Origin of the sequence: Kitasatospora sp. NPDC058406 (assembly GCF_042722765.1) — a bacterium.
Lineage (GTDB): Bacteria > Actinomycetota > Actinomycetes > Streptomycetales > Streptomycetaceae > Kitasatospora.
Map to the genome: position 1 here is coordinate 14,142 of NZ_JBHXKE010000053.1, position 20,599 is coordinate 34,740.

At 75.0% G+C, this 20,599-nt stretch carries 15 protein-coding genes, 2 tRNA genes and 1 pseudogene; 8 read left to right on the forward strand and 10 right to left on the reverse strand.

The genetic code is table 11. The annotated features are described in order from the left end of the window. Positions 1 to 52: 52 nt before the first annotated feature. Positions 53 to 126: transfer RNA gene (locus ACFWOG_RS13115), tRNA-Lys, on the reverse strand. A 124-nt stretch (positions 127 to 250) separates the two neighbouring features. Between ACFWOG_RS13115 and ACFWOG_RS13120 the strand changes: the two genes are divergently transcribed. Both ACFWOG_RS13120 and ACFWOG_RS13125 read left to right on the forward strand, forming a co-directional pair. Next, positions 251 to 478: a hypothetical protein gene (locus tag ACFWOG_RS13120; protein WP_380357738.1), complete on the forward strand. Its 228-nt coding sequence runs from the start codon at positions 251 to 253 to the stop codon at positions 476 to 478. Then, on the forward strand, positions 475 to 1,377 hold the full coding sequence (locus tag ACFWOG_RS13125) for an alpha/beta fold hydrolase (protein WP_380357741.1): 903 nt from the start codon (positions 475 to 477) through the stop codon (positions 1,375 to 1,377). The genes ACFWOG_RS13120 and ACFWOG_RS13125 overlap by 4 nt, the downstream gene beginning before the upstream one ends. Positions 1,378 to 1,408: 31 nt before the next feature. Here ACFWOG_RS13125 and ACFWOG_RS13130 read toward each other — a convergent pair whose 3' ends face one another. From ACFWOG_RS13130 to ACFWOG_RS13150, 5 genes are all read right to left on the reverse strand, one after another. Continuing rightward, on the reverse strand, positions 1,409 to 1,741 hold the full coding sequence (locus ACFWOG_RS13130) for a hypothetical protein (protein ID WP_329951033.1): 333 nt from the start codon (positions 1,739 to 1,741) through the stop codon (positions 1,409 to 1,411). A 190-nt stretch (positions 1,742 to 1,931) separates the two neighbouring features. Then, positions 1,932 to 2,005, reverse strand: a tRNA-Lys gene (locus tag ACFWOG_RS13135). Positions 2,006 to 2,102: 97 nt separating this feature from the next. After that, positions 2,103 to 4,307 carry a dipeptide ABC transporter ATP-binding protein gene (locus ACFWOG_RS13140; RefSeq protein ID WP_380357744.1) on the reverse strand — a complete coding sequence of 735 codons (2,205 nt, stop codon included), beginning with the start codon at positions 4,305 to 4,307 and terminating at the stop codon, positions 2,103 to 2,105. After that, the gene (locus tag ACFWOG_RS13145; protein ID WP_380357788.1) at positions 4,304 to 5,266 is read right to left on the reverse strand and encodes an ABC transporter permease; all 963 of its coding nucleotides are present in this window, start codon (positions 5,264 to 5,266) and stop codon (positions 4,304 to 4,306) included. Before ACFWOG_RS13145 ends, ACFWOG_RS13140 begins: the two co-directional genes overlap by 4 nt. 24 nt (positions 5,267 to 5,290) lie before the next feature. After that, positions 5,291 to 6,274: an ABC transporter permease gene (locus ACFWOG_RS13150; RefSeq protein WP_329883690.1), complete on the reverse strand. Its 984-nt coding sequence runs from the start codon at positions 6,272 to 6,274 to the stop codon at positions 5,291 to 5,293. A 363-nt stretch (positions 6,275 to 6,637) separates the two neighbouring features. On the opposite strand from ACFWOG_RS13150, the gene ACFWOG_RS13155 reads away from it, so the two are divergent. Next, positions 6,638 to 8,347: an ABC transporter family substrate-binding protein gene (locus ACFWOG_RS13155; protein WP_355399254.1), complete on the forward strand. Its 1,710-nt coding sequence runs from the start codon at positions 6,638 to 6,640 to the stop codon at positions 8,345 to 8,347. 585 nt (positions 8,348 to 8,932) lie between these two features. Then, entirely contained in the window at positions 8,933 to 10,123 is a 1,191-nt protein-coding gene (locus ACFWOG_RS13160; protein ID WP_380357749.1) for a low temperature requirement protein A, read from the forward strand. Positions 10,124 to 10,386: 263 nt separating this feature from the next. On the opposite strand, the pseudogene ACFWOG_RS13165 reads toward ACFWOG_RS13160, so the two are convergent. Then, positions 10,387 to 11,259, reverse strand: a pseudogene (locus ACFWOG_RS13165) (LysR family transcriptional regulator); the annotation flags it as partial. 613 nt (positions 11,260 to 11,872) lie between these two features. Between ACFWOG_RS13165 and snpA the strand changes: the two are divergent. Then, positions 11,873 to 12,499, forward strand: a complete 627-nt coding sequence (gene snpA, locus ACFWOG_RS13170; protein ID WP_329883693.1) for a snapalysin — start codon at positions 11,873 to 11,875, stop codon at positions 12,497 to 12,499. Positions 12,500 to 12,769: 270 nt separating this feature from the next. Next, positions 12,770 to 13,429: a pentapeptide repeat-containing protein gene (locus ACFWOG_RS13175; protein ID WP_380357754.1), complete on the forward strand. Its 660-nt coding sequence runs from the start codon at positions 12,770 to 12,772 to the stop codon at positions 13,427 to 13,429. Between the two features lie 80 nt (positions 13,430 to 13,509). On the opposite strand, the gene ACFWOG_RS13180 is transcribed toward ACFWOG_RS13175, so the two are convergent. After that, on the reverse strand, positions 13,510 to 14,307 hold the full coding sequence (locus ACFWOG_RS13180) for a phosphoribosyl-dephospho-CoA transferase MdcG domain-containing protein (RefSeq protein WP_380357757.1): 798 nt from the start codon (positions 14,305 to 14,307) through the stop codon (positions 13,510 to 13,512). Positions 14,308 to 14,501: 194 nt separating this feature from the next. Between ACFWOG_RS13180 and ACFWOG_RS13185 the strand changes: the two genes are divergently transcribed. Further along, the gene (locus tag ACFWOG_RS13185) at positions 14,502 to 15,470 is read left to right on the forward strand and encodes an SDR family oxidoreductase (protein ID WP_380357761.1); all 969 of its coding nucleotides are present in this window, start codon (positions 14,502 to 14,504) and stop codon (positions 15,468 to 15,470) included. On the opposite strand, the gene ACFWOG_RS13190 is transcribed toward ACFWOG_RS13185, so the two are convergent. Further along, entirely contained in the window at positions 15,461 to 16,504 is a 1,044-nt protein-coding gene (locus ACFWOG_RS13190) for a helix-turn-helix transcriptional regulator (RefSeq protein ID WP_380357764.1), read from the reverse strand. The genes ACFWOG_RS13185 and ACFWOG_RS13190 overlap by 10 nt on opposite strands. Before the next feature lie 163 nt (positions 16,505 to 16,667). On the opposite strand from ACFWOG_RS13190, the gene ACFWOG_RS13195 reads away from it, so the two are divergent. Continuing rightward, positions 16,668 to 16,949 (forward strand): hypothetical protein, encoded by a 282-nt coding sequence (locus tag ACFWOG_RS13195; RefSeq protein WP_380357766.1) that lies wholly within the window; start codon positions 16,668 to 16,670, stop codon positions 16,947 to 16,949. Positions 16,950 to 17,085: 136 nt separating this feature from the next. On the opposite strand, the gene ACFWOG_RS13200 is transcribed toward ACFWOG_RS13195, so the two are convergent. Then, positions 17,086 to 20,466 (reverse strand): S41 family peptidase, encoded by a 3,381-nt coding sequence (locus ACFWOG_RS13200; protein ID WP_380357769.1) that lies wholly within the window; start codon positions 20,464 to 20,466, stop codon positions 17,086 to 17,088. Positions 20,467 to 20,599: the final 133 nt, after the last annotated feature.

Consider the following 20,599-nt stretch of genomic DNA (forward strand, 5'->3'; position numbering starts at 1 on the left):
CAGCAAAAAGCCGGAGAGCCCCTCGCGATGGCGAGAGGCTCCCCGATGTCGGTGCGCCGCCAGGGACTCGAACCCCGGACCCGCTGATTAAGAGTCAGCTGCTCTAACCAACTGAGCTAGCGGCGCCTGCTGACGTGGAAAACAATACACGGTCCCGGCGAGTGCCTCGAACCGCTTGCGGCGGCGCCCGCCCCGGCCTGCCCGTTTCCGCCCGGTTGGGGTGGAGTTTGCCGCCGGTTAGGGTGGAATCGTGCCCAGCTCCCACCCCGGCCGCCGGAAGACTCGGCTCACCGCCGCGCTGCTGCTCAGTGCGGTGGCCTGCACCGCCTGGGTCCTGGAGGTCGTGCTCAGCACCCGACACGACCCGGTCCGGGCCCGCGTCGGCGAGCTCGCCGCCGAGGACCTGCCGCTGGGCGGCCTCTCCCGGGCCGCCGGGGCGGCGGGCGCGGACCCGTCCCGGGAGAGGGGGCCGGGATGACCGGCCCCGGGCAGGGCGCCTCCCCGCACCGCCGGGCCGCCGGGGACACCGCGGCCTTCCTGCGCGTCGACGGCGTCCCCCTGCACGTCCGCGTCGAGGGCGACGGCCCGCTCTGCCTGCTCACCGGCGGGCTCGGCAGCAGCTGGTTCGACTGGGACCTGGTCGTCCCCTTCCTCACCCCGTACCGGACGGTGGTCCGCTTCGACCGCCCCGGCTACGGGCTGAGCGCGCCCGAGCCCGCGACCCGGGCGCTCCCGACGGCCGCACGTGAGGCCCACCGGATCCGTGCGGTGCTGGAGGCGCTCGGCCGGGAGGAGCCGTGCACCGTGGCCGGTCACTCGCTCGCCGGCTTCCACGTCGAGACCTTCGCCCGGCTGTACCCGGACCGGACCGCCGGGCTGGTGCTGCTGGACGGCAGCGCCGAGGCGGACCCGCGTCCGCGTCCGGCCCCGGAGCTGCGGGACCTGACGGCCCGCGCGGCTGCCGGGGCGGCCACCGCGGTCGCGGTGCCGTACCTGCTCGGGCCCACCGCGCGCCGGTGGGTGGCCCGCGCCTCGACGGTCCGCCGTGAGGACCTCGCCCCCGTGTCGCTGGTCCGGCACTGCTACCGGACCGGCCGCTCACTGCGCGCGCTGCTCCGGGAGAACACCCACTACCTGGACATGGCCGCCGAGCTCGCCGCACTGCGCCGCACCACGCCACTGCCGGACGGCCTGCCGGTCACCGTGCTCGCCGCCGACGACGGCCTCCGCAGCCGCCGGACCGAGGAGTGGCTGGCCGTCCAGCGCGAGCTGGCCGCGCTGCTCGGCGCCGAGTTCCGGACCACCGCCCCGGCCGGGCACCTGCTGATGTTCGACCGTCCGGACGCCGTGGCCTCGGCGATCCTGGAGACCCGCTGACCCCGCCCGAGGCGTCCGGACGGCGCCGGCCTCAGCCGCCGCTGGCGTTGTCCGCGTCGACGAGGCGGCGCACGGCCCGGGCCACCGGCAGTTCCTTGACGAGCCGCCGTGCGGCCGTGCGGACCTCGGTGTTCTCCGGGCCGGGGAAGATCCGCCGGTCCAGTCGGGCCGCCCCGATCAGCCCCGCCAGCTGCAGGTCGGGCCCGTCCGGTCCGCAGGCCCCGACGGGGGAGGCGCCCGTGAGCGCCCGGTAGAAGGCCGCGGCCGGGACGGGCATCCGGCCGTGGGCCGGATCGGTGCAGAGCAGCACCAGTTCCTCGGGCATCGGGCGCCGGCCGTGCGGTCCGGAGTCGGGCGGAGCCATGGCGACAGCACCTCCGGTGGGGCCGTGCGAGCGCGCGTCGCGCGCGGTGGGGGCAGCGCCCCCAAGCTATCCGGCACGACGGTGCGGGCGTGCCGGAACCGGGAACGAAGGTGCCCGGACGGGCCGGGCAGGGGTGTGCGGGGAACGCCGAAGGGCCCCTCGCTCTCGCGAGGGGCCCTTCGGCTGTCGGTGCGCCGCCAGGGACTCGAACCCCGGACCCGCTGATTAAGAGTCAGCTGCTCTAACCAACTGAGCTAGCGGCGCCTGCTGACCTGGAAGACATTACACGCAGTCGGTCCGATCCGCCGAATCGCCACCGGCCGGACACGCACCGTGGCGACCGGCACAACCGCCGGAGGCGCTACCCCTCCGGGAAGTGGCACGCCGCCCGGTGGTCGGTGTCCGGCGCGGGCCCGGTCGGCAGCGGGGCCTCGGTCTCGCAGCGGGTGCGCGCGGCCGGGCCGCCGAGCCGCGCGTAGACGGGGCAGCGGGTGCGGAACGCGCAGCCGGTGCGCCGGGCGGTGGGGGAGGGCGGGTCGCCGGCGAGCAGGATGCGGGCCCGGGCCCGTTCGGCGGCCGGGTCCGGCAGCGGGACGGCGGACAGCAGTGCGCGGGTGTAGGGGTGGCGCGGACGGTCGAAGACGGCGGAGACCTCGCCCTCCTCGACCGTCCGTCCCAGGTACATGACGCTGACCCGGTCGGCGAGGTGGCGGATGACCGAGAGGTCGTGCGAGACGAAGAGGTAGGAGAGGCCCAGCTCCGCCTTGAGGGCCTGGAGCAGGTTGAGCACGCCGGCCTGGATGGAGACGTCGAGTGCGGAGACCGGTTCGTCGAGCACCAGCAGCTTCGGCCGGACGGCCAGCGCACGGGCGATCGAGATCCGCTGGCGCTGCCCGCCGGAGAACTGGTGCGGGTAGCGGACGGCGTGGGCCGGGTCGAGGCCCACCTGCCGGAGCAGCTCGGGGACCCTGCCGGCGATCTCGCCCCCGGAGGCCCGCTGGGCGCGCAGCGGTTCGGCCACGATGTCGCCGACCGGCATCCGGGGATCGAGGCTGGCCATCGGGTCCTGGAAGACGATCTGCAGCCGGGCCCGCATCCGGTGGGCCTCGGCGCGGGAGAGCCCTGCGGCGTCCCGGCCGAGCAGCTCGATCCGGCCGGACTCGGGGGCGGCGAGGCGCAGCAGTTCGAACAGGGTGGTGGACTTGCCGGAGCCGGACTCGCCGACCAGGCCGAGCGTCTCGCCCTCCCGGATCGACAGGTCGACGCCGTCCACCGCGTACACCGAGCCGATCCGGCGCTTGAACACGGTGCCCTTGAGGAGGGGGAAGGTCTTGGTGAGCCCGGTGACGTCGAGGACCGGGGTGCGCTCCTCCCTCGGGACGGGGTCCGCCGCGGGCGGGGGGAGGGCGGGTACCGGGTAGACCTCGGCGGGCGCGGGCCGCCGTTCGGCCAGCTCGCCCGCGCGGACGCAGGCGGCGAGATGCCCCTCGACCGGCGCCGGCCCGTCCGCCTCCCCGGCGGCCCCGTCGACGCCGGTCCCGTCCGCGGCCCCGGCCGTCCGGCCCGCCACCGCCGTGGCCGGTCCGCCCGTCCCCGCGAGCGGCGGCTCCGTGCTCCGGCAGCGGTCCTCGGCCAGCGGGCAGCGCGCCGCGAACGGGCACCCGGCCGGCAGCTCGGCCATCGGCGCGGGCACGCCGGGGATCGGCACCAGCGGCCCGCCGCGTCCGTCCAGCCGGGGCACCGCGCCGATCAGCCCGAGCGTGTACGGGTGCCGGGGGGCGGCGAACAGTTCGTCGACGCCGGTCGTCTCGACCACCCGGCCCGCGTACATGACCGCGACCCGGTCGGCCATCCCGGCGATCACGCCGAGGTCGTGGCTGACCAGGACGAGCGCGGCGCCGGTCTCGCGCCGGGCGGTGCGCAGCACGTCGAGGACCTGGGCCTGGATGGTGACGTCGAGGGCGGTGGTGGGTTCGTCGGCGAGCAGGACGTCGGGGTCGTTGGCGACGGCCATGGCGATCATCGCGCGCTGCCGCATGCCGCCGGAGAACTCGTGCGGGAAGCTGTCGAGGGCGCGGTCGGGTGCGGGGATGCCGACGAGGTCGAGGAGTTCGGCGGCCCGTTTGCGGGCGGCGGCCCGGTCGAGGGGCTGGTGGATGCGGAGCGCCTCGACGATCTGGTCGCCGATCCGGTAGACGGGGGTGAAGGCGGAGAGCGGGTCCTGGAAGACCATGGCGATCCGTCGGCCGCGGACGGCGGCGAGCTCGCGCCCGGGCAGGCCGACGAGTTCGCGCCCGTCCAGTCGGACCGAGCCCCGGACGCGGGCGGTGCCGGGCAGCAGGCCGAGCACGGCCAGGGCGGTGACCGACTTGCCGGAGCCGGACTCGCCGACGATGCCGAGGGTCTCGCCGCGCCGCAGGGTGAGGTCGACGCCGCGGACGGCGGGGACGGGGGCGCTGCCGCGCGGTCCGGTGAAGTCGACGTGGAGGTCCCGGACGGTCAGCAGCGGGTCGGCGGGTGGGGGTGCGGGCGCGCCGGGCGGCGGGGTCTCGACGGTGGTGGTCACGTGCGGGCCTTCTTCCTGCGGGCGGAGCGACGGGGGCGCCGGGCGGCCTCGGAGGTCGGGTCGAGGGCGTCGCGCAGTCCGTCCCCGATCAGGTTGACGGCGAGGACGAAGAGGACCAGCAGCCCGGCCGCGAAGTAGAACAGCCAGGGGAAGACGGGCGCCTCGCTGGTGCCGGCGGCGAGCAGGGTGCCGAGCGAGACGTCGGGCGCCTTGACGCCGAAGCCGAAGTAGGAGAGCGCCGTCTCGCTCATCACGGCGCCGCCGACGGCGATGGTGGCGTCGATGATGAGGAAGGAGGCGACGTTCGGGAGGATGTGCCGGGTGATGATCCGCAGCGGGTGGACGCCCATGAACCGGGCGGCGCGGACGAACTCCCGCTCGCGCAGGGAGACGGTCATCGAGCGGACCACCCGGGCGGTGATCATCCAGTTGAACAGGGCGAGCAGCAGGACGAAGGCGAGCCAGCCGGCGCCCCTGAGGCGCGGCGAGATGATCGTGACGACCAGGAACGCCGGGAAGACCAGCATCAGGTCGACCAGGAACATCAGGATCCGGTCCGTCCAGCCGCCGAAGTAGCCGGCGCAGGCGCCGACCAGGGAGGCCAGCACGGTCGAGAAGAGGGCGACCAGCAGGCCGATGACGAGTGACTTCTGCAGGCCGCGGACGGTCTGGGCGAAGACGTCCTGGCCGACCCCGTTGGTGCCGAACCAGTGGGTCGCGGACGGGGGTTGACGCAGCGCCGTGTAGTCGGGGGCGGCGTAGTCCCAGGGGGTGAGGAGCTGGCCGCCGAAGGCGAGGGCGAACAGCAGCACGACGACGACGGCGCCGGCCACCGCCCAGCGGGCGGCGAGCAGGCGGGCGAGGACGAGCCGGCCCCGGCCGGTCACCCCGGGAGCGGCTGCGGTGGTGGCGCCGGCGGCCGGGGCGGGCTCCACGGGCCCGGCGGGCTCGACGATCACAGTGGTCACGGGGCTCTCCTCCGGTCAGGTCCGCACGCGCGGGTCGAGGGCGGCGTGCAGGGTGTCGGCGAGGAAGCCGGAGGCGAGGACCACGACGGCGGCGAACAGGTTGACCGCGACGACCGCGTTGACGTCCTGCTGGTTGATGGACTGGATGAACCATTCGCCCATGCCGTGCCAGCCGAAGATGGTCTCGGTGAAGGCGGCGCCGGTGAAGATGCCGAGGAAGCTGTAGGCGAACATCGTCGACATCGGGATCACCGCGGTCCGCAGTCCGTGCCTGAGCAGGGCGCGGCCGCGGGTGAGGCCCTTGGCCTCGGCGGTGCGCAGGTAGTCGGAGCCGAGCACGTCGAGCATCGTGCCGCGCTGGTAGCGGCTGTAGGTGGCGAGGCCGCCGAGCGCCAGCGAGAGGGTGGGCAGCAGCAGGTGCAGCGCCCAGTCGGCGAGGTGGGTGCCGAGCCCGCCGGTGAGCCCGGGGGTCTCGTAGCCGGTGAACGGCACGACCTCGTGGCCGACGGCCTCCTTGGCGGCGATGGCGCCGTTCTTCAGGAAGAGGGCGACCAGGAAGACCGGGGTGGAGAGCAGGACGAAGGAGACGAGGGTGAGCAGCCGGTCGGAGATCCGGTACTGGCGGACCGCGCTCCAGGCCCCGGCGGCGACGCCGAGCACCATGCCGAGCAGGCTGCCGATCAGCAGCAGCCGCAGCGAGACCCAGACCCGGCGGCGGAAGTCGTCGATCACCGGGGTGTCGTGGATGGTGCGGCCGAGGTCGCCGTGGAGCACCAGGTCGCCGGCCCACCGGCCGAACCGCTCGACGACCGGGGTGTGGTCGTTCAGGTTCAGGTCGGTGAGCTGCCGCTCGACCGAGGCGGCGGCGGGGCGCGGCACCTTGGCCTCGAAGTAGGTGCGCGGCTGGAGGGCGGCGGCGGAGAGCGCGTACGCCAGGAAGACGGCGGCGGCGAGCAGGACCGCGTAGTAGGCCAGCCGCTTCGTCAGGTAGCGGAGCATCAACGGCTGCCCGGGGTGGGGGCGGGGCCGACGCGTCGGGTGGGCATCGGGTGGGTGGCCTTCGGTCGGTGGGCCCGGTAGCGGCCCGGTGAGGGGGTGGGTGGGGGCGGTCGGGGCGCGGGATCCCGGGGGTGGTCGGGAAACCGCAGGTCAGAGTGTTGCACCGGCGGGCGGCCGGGGTGTTGCGGCGGTGTTGCGCCGTGTTTCGGTTGGGTCAGGTGTGAACCAGGCCCCCTGGTACTGGTTCTGATCGACTGTTACCTTCGCTCCGCCGGCACCGACTTGGCTGCCCACGCTCAAGCCTCGCCACACCTCGCGACGCTCAACTCTCACCACTCGCCGGACATCACGGGGGGAACCCTCATGGACGCTCTCGCCACGCCCGCACGCCGCCGACTCGGCCGTGCCGCCGTGCTCGCCCTCGCCGTCACCCTCGCCGCCGCGGCGTGCACCTCGGGCGGCGGCGGCTCCGCCGACACCGCGGTCAGGAGCGGGGCGCCGGCCCAGGGCGCCATCGACATCAACGCCAAGGCGGCGGACCTGGTCCGCGACGGCGGTGAGGTCCGGTTCCCGCTCTACCAGTGGATCACCCAGTGGAACCCGTTCCAGGTGGACGGCCGGTACGGTGACGCGGTCGAGATCATGCGGGCCCTGGAGCCGAACCTCTTCACGACCGACGAGGCCGGCGCGTTCAAGCCCTCCCCCGACTACCTGGTGGACGCCAAGGTCACCTCGACCTCCCCGCAGGTGGTCACCTACAAGCTCAACCCGAAGGCCAAGTGGTCCGACGGCAAGCCGCTGAGCTACCTGGACTTCAAGGCCGACTGGGAGGCCAGCAACGGCAAGAAGGACGGCTACAACATCGCCGACTCCTCCGGCTACGAGCTGATCTCCGCGGTCGAGCAGGGGGCCGACCCGGCCGAGGTCAAGGTGACCTTCGCGGACACGTACGCGGACTGGCAGAACCTCTTCCGCCCGCTGATCCCGGCCGCCGGGATCGCCACCGCGGACGACTTCAACAAGGGCTGGGTCGAGAAGATCCCGATCACGGCCGGCGCGCTGAAGATCGGGACGGCGGACAAGACCGCGCAGACCATCACGCTGGTCCCGGACCCGGCCTGGTGGGGCGCCAAGCCCAAGGCGGAGAAGATCACCTTCCGGGTGATGTCGCAGTCGGCGACCACCCAGTCCTTCCTCAACAACGAGATCGACTCCGCGACGGCGGGTACCGCCACCGCGTACGGGCAGCTCAAGGACGCCAAGGACACGGTGATCCGGTCGGCCAGCCCGTGGGACGAGGTGCACATCTCCTTCGGCGGCGGCGGTCCGCTGGAGGACCTGAAGGTCCGCCAGGCGCTCGGCAAGGCGCTGGACCGCAACTCGCTGATCAAGATCGCCAACAACGGCGTCCCGGTCGAGTTCAAGCCGCTCGGCAACCACATCTTCATGCCCAACCAGACCGGCTACCAGGACAACTCGGGCGAGTGGGCCAGGTTCGACGTGCCCGCGGCGAAGAAGCTGCTCGACGAGGCGGGGTGGAAGGAGTCCGGCAGCGGCCAGCCGCGCACCAGGGACGGCAAGCCGCTGACCCTGCACTGGGTGGTCAACGAGGCCACCACGCAGGCCCAGCTCGACCTCGCCACCGCCGCCCAGGCGATGTGGCTGGCGGCGGGCGTCAAGGTGGAGCTGGACAAGGTCCCGTCGAACGACTTCTTCACCAAGTACGTCAACCCGGGCAAGTTCGACATCGCCAGCTGGCGCAACACCGACTCGTTCCCGCTCTCCACCAGCCTGCTGAACTTCCGGCTGCCGCAGGGGGACAACGTCTTCGGGAACTACTCCAAGCTCGGCACCGAGGAGATCGACGGGCTGCTGAAGAAGGCGGCCGGCACCATCGACCCGGTGGAGGCCGCGAAGTTCTACAACCAGGCGGACGCCAAGATCTGGGAGCTCGGCCACACCGTCGAGCTGTACCAGCGGCCGACCGTGCTGGCGACCCGCAAGGGCCTCGCCAACTACGGTGCCTTCGGCCTGGCGAGCCTGGACTACGCCAAGGTCGGCTGGGAGAAGTAGCCGCCGGGGCCGGTGCGACCGTACGGCGGGCGCGGACGAGTGCGCGGGCGCCGAGACGGGCGCGGAGACGGGCGCCGAGACGGGTGCGGAGGCGACGTGCGATGCGGAGGTCGTGAGCCGCACGGCAGGCGCTAACGAGCAGCGCGGTGATCACGAGGCCGGTGGTGCGGACACGGGAGGAACGGCTCTGCCGCCCCCGCTGTCCTGCCACCGGCCTTGACCTTCCGCGATGCCCGCAGGCCGCCCGTGTCGTGGGTCCGCCCGGACCCGCCCGCTTCCAACCGGGGAAGAATCTAGCGGGGTGTTCGGGGCCGCCGTGCCGTACGGCGCTGGCGCGCCGGAAACCCGCCGTGCTGTCACCCGGTTCGCGCACCGCAGCGTCAACTCTGGCTGACGACACGGCACATCGGACCGTCCGGTGCCGTCCCGGGCCCTGCGCGCCGGGCGCCAGGGCGGGACGCCGGCCGTACGGCGGTGCCGCCGACCGCCGTACGGCGCCGCGCCGGTGCGTGCGTGCCGACCGGGCCGCTGCCAGGATGCGGCGGGTACCTGCCAGCCCGCCCGTCCGGAGCCCGGAGACCGCCGATGACCAGCGATTCCGCCGCATCACCCCACCCGCACCACACCGACCCGCGCGCGGTGCGCCGGATGGTCCCGCGCAGCCGGGACGAGCCGCACCGGGTGGCCACCCCGCTGGAGCTCTTCTTCGACCTCTGCTTCGTGGTCGCGGTCGGCCAGGCGGGTCGGGAGCTCGCCCACGACCTCGCCGCCGGCCACTGGGGCGACGGCCTGACCGGCTACCTCTTCGCCTTCTTCGCGATCTGGTGGGCCTGGATGAACTTCACCTGGTTCGCCTCCGCCTACGACTGCGACGACGTCCCCTACCGGATCACCACCCTGGTGCAGATCGCCGGTGTGCTGATCCTGGCGGCCGGCGTGCCCCGGATGTTCGCCGACCAGGACCTGGTGCTCTCGGTCGTCGGGTACGTGGTGATGCGGCTGGCCATGGTGACCCAGTGGCTGCGCGCGGCGGCCGGCGAGGAGGGCCCGGCGCGCGGCGTGGCGCTGCGGTACGCCGCCGGGATCACGCTCTGCCAGATCGCCTGGGTCGTGGTCCTGGTGCTGCCGGACGGTGCCCGGGCGGTGCTCATCCCGCTCGGCATCGTGGCGGAGCTCTCCGTCCCGGTGCTCGCGGAACTGCGGCTCCGGACCACCTGGCACCCGCACCACATCGCCGAGCGGTACGGCCTGTTCACCCTGATCGTGCTCGGCGAGACGGTGGCGGCGGCGACCATCGCGGTGCAGTCCGCCGTGGACGAGCACGAGGGCCTGAGCCGGCTGCTGCCGGTCGCCGGCGGCGGCCTGCTGATCTGCTTCTCGGCCTGGTGGATCTACTTCGCCCGGCCGGTCCACGAGCACCTCCGCTCCAACCGGCAGGCCTTCCTCTGGGGGTACGGCCACTACCTGGTGTTCGGCGCGGCGGCCGCGATCGGCGCAGGGCTGGAGGTGGCGGTCGAATCGGCCGTGCACAAGGCACACATCTCCGAGACGGCCGCCACCGCGACGGTGACCGTGCCGACCGCGCTCTACCTGATCACCGTCTGGCTGCTGCACTCCCGGCACGTCAAGACCGGCGCGGCTCAGGTGCTGCTGCCGGTCGCGTCGGTGGCGGTGCTCGCCTGCACGGCGGCGGGCTGGGCCGGGGTCCTGGCGGCCGGTCTGGTGAGCGCGGTGACCGTGGGGGTCGGGGTGGTGCTGCACGCCCGGGAGGGCTGAGCGGAGGCCGGACGGCGCGGGGGCGCCGGCTCGCGCGGCTGGGGCGCGGGCTCCCGCGGCCGGCCGGCCGCGGGACCGTCCTCGGCCCGCCCGGTGGGCGGCTGTTCGGGGGGCCGGTCGCCCAGGAGGTCGCGGAGGATCTCGCCGTGCCCGGCGAGCCAGGTCCGGTACGGCGGACTGGCCTGCGCCAGGTCCAGGTAGACGGCCCGCAGCTCCCCGAACAGGGCTTCGCGGGCCGGCACGCCGAGCGCACGGGGCCGCCAGACCAGCAGCAGCCGGACGGCCAGCGGGTCGCCGTACAGCCGGCGCACGACGCTGCCGGGACCGGGGGCGGAGGTCGGCTGGCAGGGGCGGACGGCCTCGCCGGAGGCGACCAGCTCGGCGGCGGTCGTGTTGTCGCGGACCTGGACCACCCGCGGGTTGAGCCCGGCGGCGCGGAACACCCGGCGCATCGCCGCGTACTCGTGGTCCGCCGTCGGGTCCACCATCCAGGTGTCGTCGGCGAGTTCGGCCAGCCGGACCACCGGTCGGGCGGCTGCCGGGTGGTTGGCGGCGAGCGCGACGAACTGCGGCTCACGGGCCATCAGCACCCGGTGCTCGGCGTCCGGGGGCAGCCGCAGCGGGAACCCCTCGCTCTCGTGGACGAAGGCGACGTCCAGTTGGTCGGCGGCGATCATCCGGAGCAGCGCGTTGGCGGAGATGTCGATCTGGATGGTGGTGTCGGTCTCCGGCAGCCGTTCGTGCACCCGGCGCAGCCATGCGGCCACCGCCCGGCTGCCGACGCTGCCGATCCGCAGCCGCCGGGCGCGCTCGCTGCCGGCCGTCTCTCGGGCCTCCTGGCGGGCGGCGGCGATCAGCGCGGCCATCTCGGCGATCACCGGCCTGGCCCGGGACAGCACCGAGTGGCCGAGCGAGGTGGGCCGGCTGCCGGTCTGTTCCCGGGTGAACAGCGTGCCGCCGACGGCCCGTTCGATGCGGTGCAGCTGGGTGGTGAGGGACGGCTGGGTCATGCCGAGTTGCAACGCGGCCTTGCGGAGGCTGCCGGTATCGGCAATCGCGCACAGCACCCGGAGGTGTCTCACGTCGAGCTCCACATCGGGAGCGTAACGGTCGAAACGGCGCAACGCCAGGGACATGACAGGTTGTCGGGTCGGCAGGGGCACCGGCCTCCCCGGCCCGCCCGGTTCGCACCGCCGTCCGTCCGGCGCTCGGTCCGGTGGTCGGTCCGGCGCTCGGCCCGGCGGCGGACGGTGATCGGTCCGGTGATTGGTTCGTGCTATCGCCGGTTGACATCATCCGCCGGGCCGCCGGCCTGGCCGAAGCTCTGGGGCAGCAAAGCATTCATCCGATGCCCGAGGCCCGGCCCCCACCGGACCGCGGCGCTTCCGCGAATCGGAGCCCCCACATGGATCGCGTCTCGCGCACGCCCTCCGCCGTGCCAGGCCCGGCGGCCCCTCCGGCCCCGGCCCGTTCGGTGCCGTCCCGTTCGGCACCGGCCCGCACCCGGAGCGTGCCGGGCGCAGCCGCGTCGACTCCTCCCGGCGGAACGTCCGGCCCGGCCGGCGGCCCGGCCTCCTGACGACCCCCGGCGCGGCCCACCGGACGGCCCCCTCCGGCCGGTCGGCGTGCCGGGCGGCGCGCACCACCCCGCGTACGACCCCACGCACCACCGCACGCCCGGTACCGCCTGCACCACCGGTACCACGCGCTACCCCCCACCCCTCCACCCCCGTGAACGGGAGCCCCCACATGAACCGTGTCTCACGCACCTTCTCGGCCGCGCTCGGCCTGGCGCTGGCCGCCGGTCTCGCCGCCCTGCCCACCACGGCCGCCGCCGCGCCCACCCAGGGCTACACGGCCACCGCCGCCCGCACGACCTCGGTCGCGGAGGACGCCAACAACAAGGCGTTCTACGAGGCGGTCATGAAGTCCGCCAAGGCCAAGCAGGCCGCCAACCCGTACCTGCTGGCCGTCACCGTGACCTACGACGCCAGCAGCGCGCCGACCTTCCGCAACCAGATAGCCCAGAGCACGCAGATCTGGAACAGCTCGGTCGCCAACGTCCAGCTGCGGTCCGGTTCGGCCGCCGACTTCCGCTACTACGAGGGCAACGACTCGCGCGGCTCGTACGCCAGCACCGACGGCCACGGGCGCGGGTACATCTTCCTCGACTACGCGCAGAACCGTCAGTACAACTCGCTGCGGGTCGTCGCGCACGAGACCGGGCACGTGCTGGGCCTGCCCGACCACTACTCGGGCCCGTGCAGCGAGCTGATGTCCGGTGGCGGCCCCGGCACCTCCTGCACCAACCCGAACCCGAACAGCGCCGAGCGCAGCCGGGTCAACACCCTCTGGCGGAACGGCCTGGCCGGCTGACGCCCGACGCACCGCAGGACGGCCCGGCCGCTGAACCCCGGCGGCCGGGCCGGTCCGTGCGCGTGCCCGCCCACTGCGGCGATCCCGAGCAGGGCCGGCGGTGCGCGCCCCACCGTGTCACCGCCGCGCCCGCTCGTGCCGGGCGCCGCCCGGGGAAGCCCGTCGGTGCCGCGCCCGCTCGCGCCGGGCGCCGCCCGAGGGGATCTGTCGGTGCCGCGTGCGAGCATGCGGGCGAGAGTCGTCCGCCGCCGACCGCGAGGTGCCACCGCCATGCCCAAGCCCGTCCCCGACCGCCTGGAAGAGCTGCCGTACGCCGACCTGCTGCGCCCGCACACCGGGCCGCTGCGCAGCGACGCGCGCTACGACACCGTCCACTTCGACGGCGGCGAGTACACCGACCTGTCGGCCGCCGGTGCGACCTTTCTGGAGTGCGCGTTCACCGGTGTCGCGCTGAGCGGGGTCAAGCTCCGGCAGGCCCGGTTCAACGAGGCCTGGGTGCAGGCCGGCCGCTGGGTGGCCTGCGACCTCGCCGACAGCGAGTGGCAGGACGCCCTCTTCGCCGGCGGCGTCCTGGCCGGCGTCACCGCGCACGGCTCCGCGCTGCGCCGGGTGGTGTTCCGCGGCTGCAAGCTGGAGGCGGTCAACCTGCGCGCCGCCGTCCTGCGCGACGTCGTCTTCGAGGACTGCCTGCTGCGCGACGTGGACTTCGGTGACGCGCGGCTCACCGACGTCGCCTTCCCCGGCTCCACCCTGGAGGAGGTCCGGCTGCGCGGCGCGACCCTCAGCAAGGTGGACCTGCGCGGCGCCGCCGCCCTGGGCCTGCCCGACGGCCACCAGGGCCTGCGCGGCGCCCTGATCAGCTCCACCCAACTGCTCGAACTGGCACCCCAGTTCGCCCAGGCCCTGGGAATCACCGTGAAGGACGGCTGAGCGCCCCGGCTGCCGGCCCCGGTCGCCGGCCCCGGCCCCGGCCCCCTGCCCCCGTCCAGGCGGCGAGACCGGCACGGCTGTCACAGCTCCCGGGGGAACCACGGGTCGTGGACCTCCCGGGGACCGTCCGGCGTCAGCAGGGTGACCGTCGGCGGCGCGGCCGCGTACTCGGCCAGCAGGACGGCGCCGTGCCGGGTCTCCAACTCCGCCTGGACGGGCACCCGCAGCCGGCTCAGCGCCCGCCGCAGCTGCAGCGCGTCCCGCCGGCTCACCGGCTGCGGCGCGCGCAGCACCAGCCGCAGCGGGCTCAGCGGGCCGGCCACCGGCTCGCCGCTGCCCAACTCGTAGCCGACCGCGCCGATCGGCCCCCAGGCCAGCCGGTGGTCCGCCACCAGCTGCCCGGCCACCGGGAGAACCGCGAGCGCCGGAACCGCCGCCGTCCGCTGCGGCGTCAGCAGGTCGATCCGGCCGGGGAGTTGTTCGGGCCGGAGCGTGCGGGCCACCGCCGCCCGGGGCACCAGCGCGTCCAGCCGCTGCCCGCGCTCCGGGCCGCGCACCGTCACCGGCAGCCAGGTCTCCGGCGCGGCCGAGGCGTCCCGGACGCAGCTCACCGGATGCGGGGTGTCCGCCGGGGAACCCGCCACGACGGGCGCCCGGCCGACGGTCACCCAGGGGTGGGCCCGCAGCACCTGCCGCGCCCAGTGCGGCAGCCCGCCGCCGCCGAGCGGGCGCAGCGAGCTCGGACACTGCACGAGCAGCAGGTCGTGGACGCCGGGCAGCCTGCCGTCCAGCGCGGCCAGCGGCCCGACCAGCCGGCGCGGTCCGTCGTGCGGCTCCTCGCTCGGACGGTGGACACCGGTGTGGGCGGCGACGGTCACGGCGGGCTCCTGGGGTGGGATCGGGACCGGCTGACGGGTCCCACCCTGCTCCTGGTCCGCCGTCAGGGATACGGCCTTTCGACGCTTCCACCCGGGACCAACGGCTCAAGGCCCGGGGGACGGGAACGCTTCGGAGGAACGCGCGGGACGCTCGCGGAAAAGGGTGACGTGTTCTGTCACTTTTGGTGTGGACGATGGAGTGCATGAACCGGGAAACCACCACCCCTGACGTCGTCCAGGACGGTCCGCTCGTCGGTCGGATCGCGCTCGTGGCCGGGGCCACCCGCGGCGCGGGGCGCGCACTCGCCGTCGAGCTCGGCCGCGCCGGCGCCACCGTCTACGTCACCGGACGCACCACCCGCGCCCGGGCCAGCGAGGTCGGCCGGAGCACGGAGACCATCGAGGAGAGCGCGGAGCTCGTCACGGCGGCCGGCGGCACCGGGATCGCCGTCCCCACGGACCACCTCGACGAGGACCGGGTCCGCGCCCTCGCCGAGCGGATCGACCGTGAACAGGGGCGCCTCGACGTCCTCGTCAACGACCTGTGGGGCGGCGAACACCTGCTCGTCCGTTCCGTCTTCGGCAAGAAGAGCTGGGAGACGCCGCTCGCCGACGGCCTGCGCATCCTGGAACTCGGAGCCCGTTCGCACGTGATCACGGCGGCACTCCTGTTCCCGCTGCTGATCCGTTCCGACGCGCCGCTGCACGTGGAGGTCACCGACGGCACGGCGGTCTCCAACCGCCGCTACCGCGAGAACATGTACTACGACCTGGCCAAGAACGCCCCGATCCGCCTGGCCTTCGGGCTGGGCCAGGAACTGGCCGAGTACGGGGGCACGGCGGTGGCGGTCTCGCCGGGCTTCCTGCGCTCGGAGCAGATGCTCGCCCACTTCGGGGTCGGCGAGGAGAACTGGCGCGACGCCGTCGCCCGGGAACCGGCCTTCGCGATCGCCGAGTCGCCGCACTACCTCGCGCGCACGGTCGCGGCGCTGGCCGCCGACCCGGACCGGGCCGCGCGCTGGAACGGCAGGTCCACCTCCAGCGGGGAGCTCGCCAGGGCCTACGACGTCCGGGACGTGGACGGCAGCAGGCCGGACGCCTGGGCCTACTTCGAGGACGTCGTCCACGGCGGGAAGGACGCCTCGCCCGACGACTACCGCTGATCCTCGGGCTCGGGTGCCCCGTACAGGGCGGCCAGGGCCGACGCGCGCTCGCGAAAGCGGGCGCGCAGGCCCGCCGGGGCCAGCACCTCCACCTCCGCGCCCAGCCTGGACAGCTGGTCGAACGCGACCTCGTCCGACTCCGCCGGCAGGTCGAGTGTGACCCGCCCGGCGGCGTCCGGCGCGGTCGCCGAGGCCAGCGCCTCCTCGACCGCCGCCTCGTCCACCACGGCGGGCAGCCGTCGCAGGCCCGACGCGGTCAGCCGCACCGCGACACGGGCGCGCAGCAGCGCCCGGGCGAACCCGGCCGAGTGCGCCTCCCAGTGCGCCGCCAGGTCGAAGGCCGGGTCACGGACGAACGGCCCGTCCGCGCCCGGAGCGGCGGCCAGTGCCGTGACGCGGTCGACACGGTAGGTACGCCAGGCGCCGTCACGGTCACGGTCGGCCGGCTCACCCGGAACGCGGCCCACCAGGTACCAGACGCCCGCTTTCAGGACGACCCCGTACGGCTCCACCACGCGGGTCACCGCGGCGGGCGGGGCGCCGTCCCTGCCCGGCCGCGCGTACGTCAGCTCCACGGTCCGGTCGGACCACACCGCGCGGGCCAGCTCCGGGAGGAGCCGCGGCGCCTCCGGCTCGCGGAACCAGGCGGGGGCGTCGAGGTGGAAGCGGCGTACCGAGGACTCGGCCGCCGTGCGCACCGACGGGAGCAGGGTGGCGGTCAGTTTCAGCCGGGCCGCGCTCGCCGCGTCCGACAGCCCGAGGTCCCGCAGGGCCGTGGGCACGCCGGACAGGAAGAGGGTCTCCGCCTCGGTGGGGTGCAGCGTGGTGAGCCGGGTCCGGTAGCCCGGCGGCAGGTGGTAGCCGCCCACCCGGCCACGCTCCGAACGGACCGGGACACCGGCCTCCTGGAGGGCCTGGGCATCCCGGATCACCGTCCGCTCGGAGACCTCCAGCTCACGGGCGAGGGTGGCGGCGGTCACGCCGGGGTTCGACTGGACGAGGAAGGCCATGCGGATCAGGCGGGCGGCACGCATGCCTCAATGATCGGCGGCCGGGTGAACGGGCACGGCACCGGTTCCGCCCGGGCCACGGGTTCCGCCCGGCCCGGCACCCCGCCGCCCGTCTCCGCAGCGGATGCGTCCGTCGCGTGCCGGTGTGAGAGTGGGGGCAGCCCGGAAGTCGTCCGGAGGAGGAGTCATGGGCATCTTCGACAGGTTCCGCCACAAGGAGCACGCCGCCGCAGGGGAGGACAGGTCCTCGCTCGGCGGGGGCCACGAGCAGGACACCACCGCGATGGCGGACTCCGCCCAGCGCGCCGCGCTCGCCCACGACGAGGCGGCCGACGCTTTCAACGCCGAGACCCAGCGGGCCCGTGAGGTCCGGGAGTCCGAGGCCCGGCGGTCGACCGGGATCAGCGAGCGGGAGGCCGAGGAGCGGGCCCGCGAGAACATGACGGCCGAGGGCGACCCCTGGGACTGACCCCGCCCGGTCCGCCGCGGGGCGCCCGCCCGCCGGGCGCCCCGGCGGGCGGGCGGCTGCCGTCACGTCCCCCTGCCGTCCCCGGCGTCCCCGCCGCCGTCCGGGTCACCGCCCCCGAATCCCGTCCCCGTCCGCGTCACCGGTCCCGGGGCGGCAGCGGGGGCCGCCGCAGGTCCGGCCGGGGGGTGTCGTCGGGAGGAGGGACGGCGGCCGGTACGTCGTCCAGCAGCTCCAGCGCCAGCCGCACCGCCATGACCAGCTCGGGGTAGCGGCCCGAGGCCCAGTCCCGGGGGGTGCGCAGCACGTGCACGTCCGGCTCGACGCCGCGGTTCTCCACCGACCAGCCGAGCCCGCCGGTGAACCAGGAGGCGTTCTTCGGCACCGAGATCTGCGTCCCGTCGCCGAGGGTGTGCCGTCCGGTCATGCCGACCACGCCGCCCCAGGTCCGGTTGCCGACCACCGGGCCGAGCCCGAGCAGCCTGATCGCCGCGATGATGACGTCGCCGTCCGAGCTGGTGGCCTCGTCGGCGAGTGCCACGACGGGCCCGCGCGGGGCGTCGCGCGGCCACCGGACCGGCTCCCGGCCCCGGCTGAAGTCCCAGGCGAGTACCCGCCGGGTGAGTTTCTCCAGCACCAGTTCCGAGACGTTGCCGCCGGCGTTCCCGCGGACGTCGAGGACGAGCGCGGGCTTGTCGAGCTCGCGCCGCAGGTCCCGGTTGAACTGGGCCCAGCCCGAGCCGCCGAGGTCGGGGATGTGCAGGTAGCCGCACCGGCTGTCGCTGAACTCGCGGACCAGGGCGCGTCGTTTGGCCACCCAGTCCTGGTACCGGACGGGGCGCTCGTCGGTGAGCGGTGTGACGGTGATCCGCCGCACCTGGCCGTCCGGCCCGCCGCCGCGCAGGGTCAGTTCCACGATGGTCCCGCCGGTGCCGGCGAGCAGCGGGAGCGGTCCGCGCACCGGGTCGACCGGGCGGCCGGCCACGGCGAGCAGCTCGTCGCCGTCGTGCACGCCCTGGGCGGCGAGCGGGGCGCGGGCGCGCGGGTCGGAGGACTCGCCGGGGAGGATGCGGTCGAGCAGCCAGTGTCCGTCGGGGGAGCGGTGGGCGTTGGCGGCGAGCAGGCCGAGCGGCTGCTGGGCGAGGGACGGCCCCTCGCCGCGCCGGGAGGCGGTGACGTAGGCGTGCGAGGTGCCGAGTTCGCCGAGGAGTTCGCGCAGCAGGTCGGCGAAGTCGTCGGGGCCGGCGATGCGGTCCAGCAGCGGCTCGTACTGGGCGACCAGGGCCGGCCAGTCCAGCCCGGACATCCCGGCGTCCCAGAACTGGTCGCGGACGATCCGGGCGGCCTCCGCGTAGGACTGCCGCCACTCGGCGGCCGGCCGCACGGTGTGGGTGATCCGGCGCAGATCGACGCTGGTGGCGGCGGTGGGGGCGGCCACCGGGAGGATCCGCAGGGTGCCGGACGAGTAGACGGCGACCGACCCGCCGTCCCCGGAGACGGCGTAGCCGTCGAGCCGGTCGGCGAGGGTGGTGCGGGTGCCGCGGGCCAGGTCGAAGTACTCCAGGGAGGGGCGGCCGGAGGTGTCGTCGGGGTTGGTGAAGGTCTGCCCGAGGGTGCCGGAGATCGGCCAGCGCAGCCAGACCAGCCCGCCCCGGACGCTGTCGGTGGCCGAGTACTTGGAGGCCAGCACAGGGAAGGGGACCAGCCGCTCGCCGATGCCCGCGGGATCGACGTGCACGGCGCCGTCGCCGCCGCCGTCGCCGCGCGGGGCGCCGTCCTCGGCGGGGGCCGCGAACGGGGACGGCGTGTCGGCGGCGAGCGGCACGAGGTAGGGACGGCAGCCGAGCGGGAAGGAGAGGTCGCCGGTGTGCACGTCGTGCACGGGGTCGAAGCCGCGCCAGGAGAGGAAGGCCAGGTAGCGGCCGTCCCGGGTGAAGACCGGCTGCTCGTCCTCGAACCGGCCGTCCGTGACGTCGGTGACGGGCGCGGGCCCGTCGGTGCGGGTGAGCCGGATGCGGCGCAGTGAGCGGCCGGCGGCCGGCTGGGACCAGGCGAGCCAGTGCGAGTCGGGGGAGAACCGGGCGCCGGCGACCGGGCCGTGGCCGGAGGCCGCGACCTCGCGGACGGTGCCGTCGGCGGTGGCGAGCAGCAGGAGCCGCCCGTCGGAGGCGACGGCGGCGAGGTGGGTGCCGTCGGGGGAGGCGGTGAGTTCCAGGACGCGGCCGAGCCGGCCGTCGGCGAGCACCCGGTGGCCGCGCTGTCCGGGGGCCTGCTCGTGGCCGGGCAGCGGCACGATCTCGACCGCGTCCTCGCCGCGGGCGTCGGTGATCCAGGCGGCCTCGCCGGTGTGGCCGAGGACGACCGGCAGCCGGGTGCGTACGCCGGGCGTGTCGGCGAGGGCCCGGGCGGGCCCGTCGCGGTGGGTGAGCCAGTACTGGCTGCCGCGGACGGTGATCACCCCGGCCCGGCCGGTCTGGTCGCAGGCGAGGTCCTTGACGTGCGAGGCGGCGTTCACCTGGTAGGGCCGTCGGCCGGCCCGGGCGCCGCCGAGCGGGACGCGCAGCCGGCGCGGGGCGGGGGCGTCGAGGCTGTCCAGCAGCCAGAGGTCGCCGGCGTGCTGGTAGACGATCCGGGTGCCGTCGCCGGCGGCCTCGCGGGCGTAGTAGGAGGCGTGGTCGGTGTGCCGGCGCAGGTCGGTGCCGTCGGGGCGGCAGGAGTAGAGGTTGCCGATGCCCTCGTGGTCGGAGAGGAAGGCGATCCGGTCGCCGTCCGCCGAGGTGACCGGCATCGGCGAGGCGAGGTGGCCGGGGTGGCCCTCCAGGAGGCGTTCGCCGTCCACCCAGAGCCGGCCGGTGGCGCCGCCCCGGTAGCGCTTCCAGGCGGCCGGTTCGTGCGGGGCGGAGCCGGTGAGGAGCACGGTGTGGGCGGGGCCGACCTGGGCGTCGCCGACCGGCCCCCAGGGCATCCGGCGACCGGGTCCGCCGTCGGCGGGCAGGGCGTGCGCCCAGGTGTAGTGGCCGAAGGGCTCGTGGTACGAGGTGACGGCGAGCAGCTCGCCGTCCGGCAGCCAGCCGCGCAGCCGGGTGTCCTGGCTGCCCCAGTGGGTGAGCCGGTGGGCCTCGCCGCCGTCGACGGGTGCGGTCCACACCTCGGGGGTCAGGCTGTACCAGCCGGTCCAGGCGAGGGTGCGGCCGTCGGGGGAGAGGCGGGGGTGGCTGACCCGGGTGCGGTCGCAGCTGACCCGCCAGGCGCGGCCGGTGGCGGCGTCGTCGCCGAGCGGTGCGAGCCAGACGTCGTCCTCGGCGGTGAAGGTCAGCAGGTTCCCGCGCAGGTGGGGGTGGCGGAGGTAACCGGGTGACGTCACTCCTCCATGCTTCGACGGGGTGTCACGTCCGGCAACCGGGGGCGGTCCGGGCGGGCCGGTGACGGGGCCGTGGCGGGGCCCTCTCCGGGCCGGTGCCGGGGCCCTCTCCGGGCCGGTGTCCGGGCCGTGGCGGGGGCCGGAACCGGTCTGGACCATTGACACCGAACCGCCGCATCCACTTCAGTGGTCTAGTCCAACTGGTATGCCTGGCCGCGCCGTTCCCCCACCGTCTGCGCGCGTTCCGGCCTGCCCCGGACGACCCCCACGCCCGCGCCTCCGCGAGGAGAGT

What these genes read in the sequence shown, in the direction of transcription:
- ACFWOG_RS13125 (WP_380357741.1), top strand. Translation starts at nt 475, where the DNA reads ATGACCGGCCCCGGGCAGGGCGCCTCCCCGCACCGCCGGGCCGCCGGG.
- ACFWOG_RS13130 (WP_329951033.1), bottom strand. Translation starts at nt 1,741, where the DNA reads ATGGCTCCGCCCGACTCCGGACCGCACGGCCGGCGCCCGATGCCCGAG.
- ACFWOG_RS13150 (WP_329883690.1), bottom strand. Translation starts at nt 6,274, where the DNA reads ATGCTCCGCTACCTGACGAAGCGGCTGGCCTACTACGCGGTCCTGCTC.
- ACFWOG_RS13155 (WP_355399254.1), top strand. Translation starts at nt 6,638, where the DNA reads ATGGACGCTCTCGCCACGCCCGCACGCCGCCGACTCGGCCGTGCCGCC.
- ACFWOG_RS13160 (WP_380357749.1), top strand. Translation starts at nt 8,933, where the DNA reads ATGACCAGCGATTCCGCCGCATCACCCCACCCGCACCACACCGACCCG.
- snpA (WP_329883693.1), top strand. Translation starts at nt 11,873, where the DNA reads ATGAACCGTGTCTCACGCACCTTCTCGGCCGCGCTCGGCCTGGCGCTG.
- ACFWOG_RS13175 (WP_380357754.1), top strand. Translation starts at nt 12,770, where the DNA reads ATGCCCAAGCCCGTCCCCGACCGCCTGGAAGAGCTGCCGTACGCCGAC.
- ACFWOG_RS13185 (WP_380357761.1), top strand. Translation starts at nt 14,502, where the DNA reads ATGGAGTGCATGAACCGGGAAACCACCACCCCTGACGTCGTCCAGGAC.
- ACFWOG_RS13190 (WP_380357764.1), bottom strand. Translation starts at nt 16,504, where the DNA reads ATGCGTGCCGCCCGCCTGATCCGCATGGCCTTCCTCGTCCAGTCGAAC.
- ACFWOG_RS13195 (WP_380357766.1), top strand. Translation starts at nt 16,668, where the DNA reads ATGGGCATCTTCGACAGGTTCCGCCACAAGGAGCACGCCGCCGCAGGG.
- ACFWOG_RS13200 (WP_380357769.1), bottom strand. Translation starts at nt 20,466, where the DNA reads ATGGTCCAGACCGGTTCCGGCCCCCGCCACGGCCCGGACACCGGCCCG.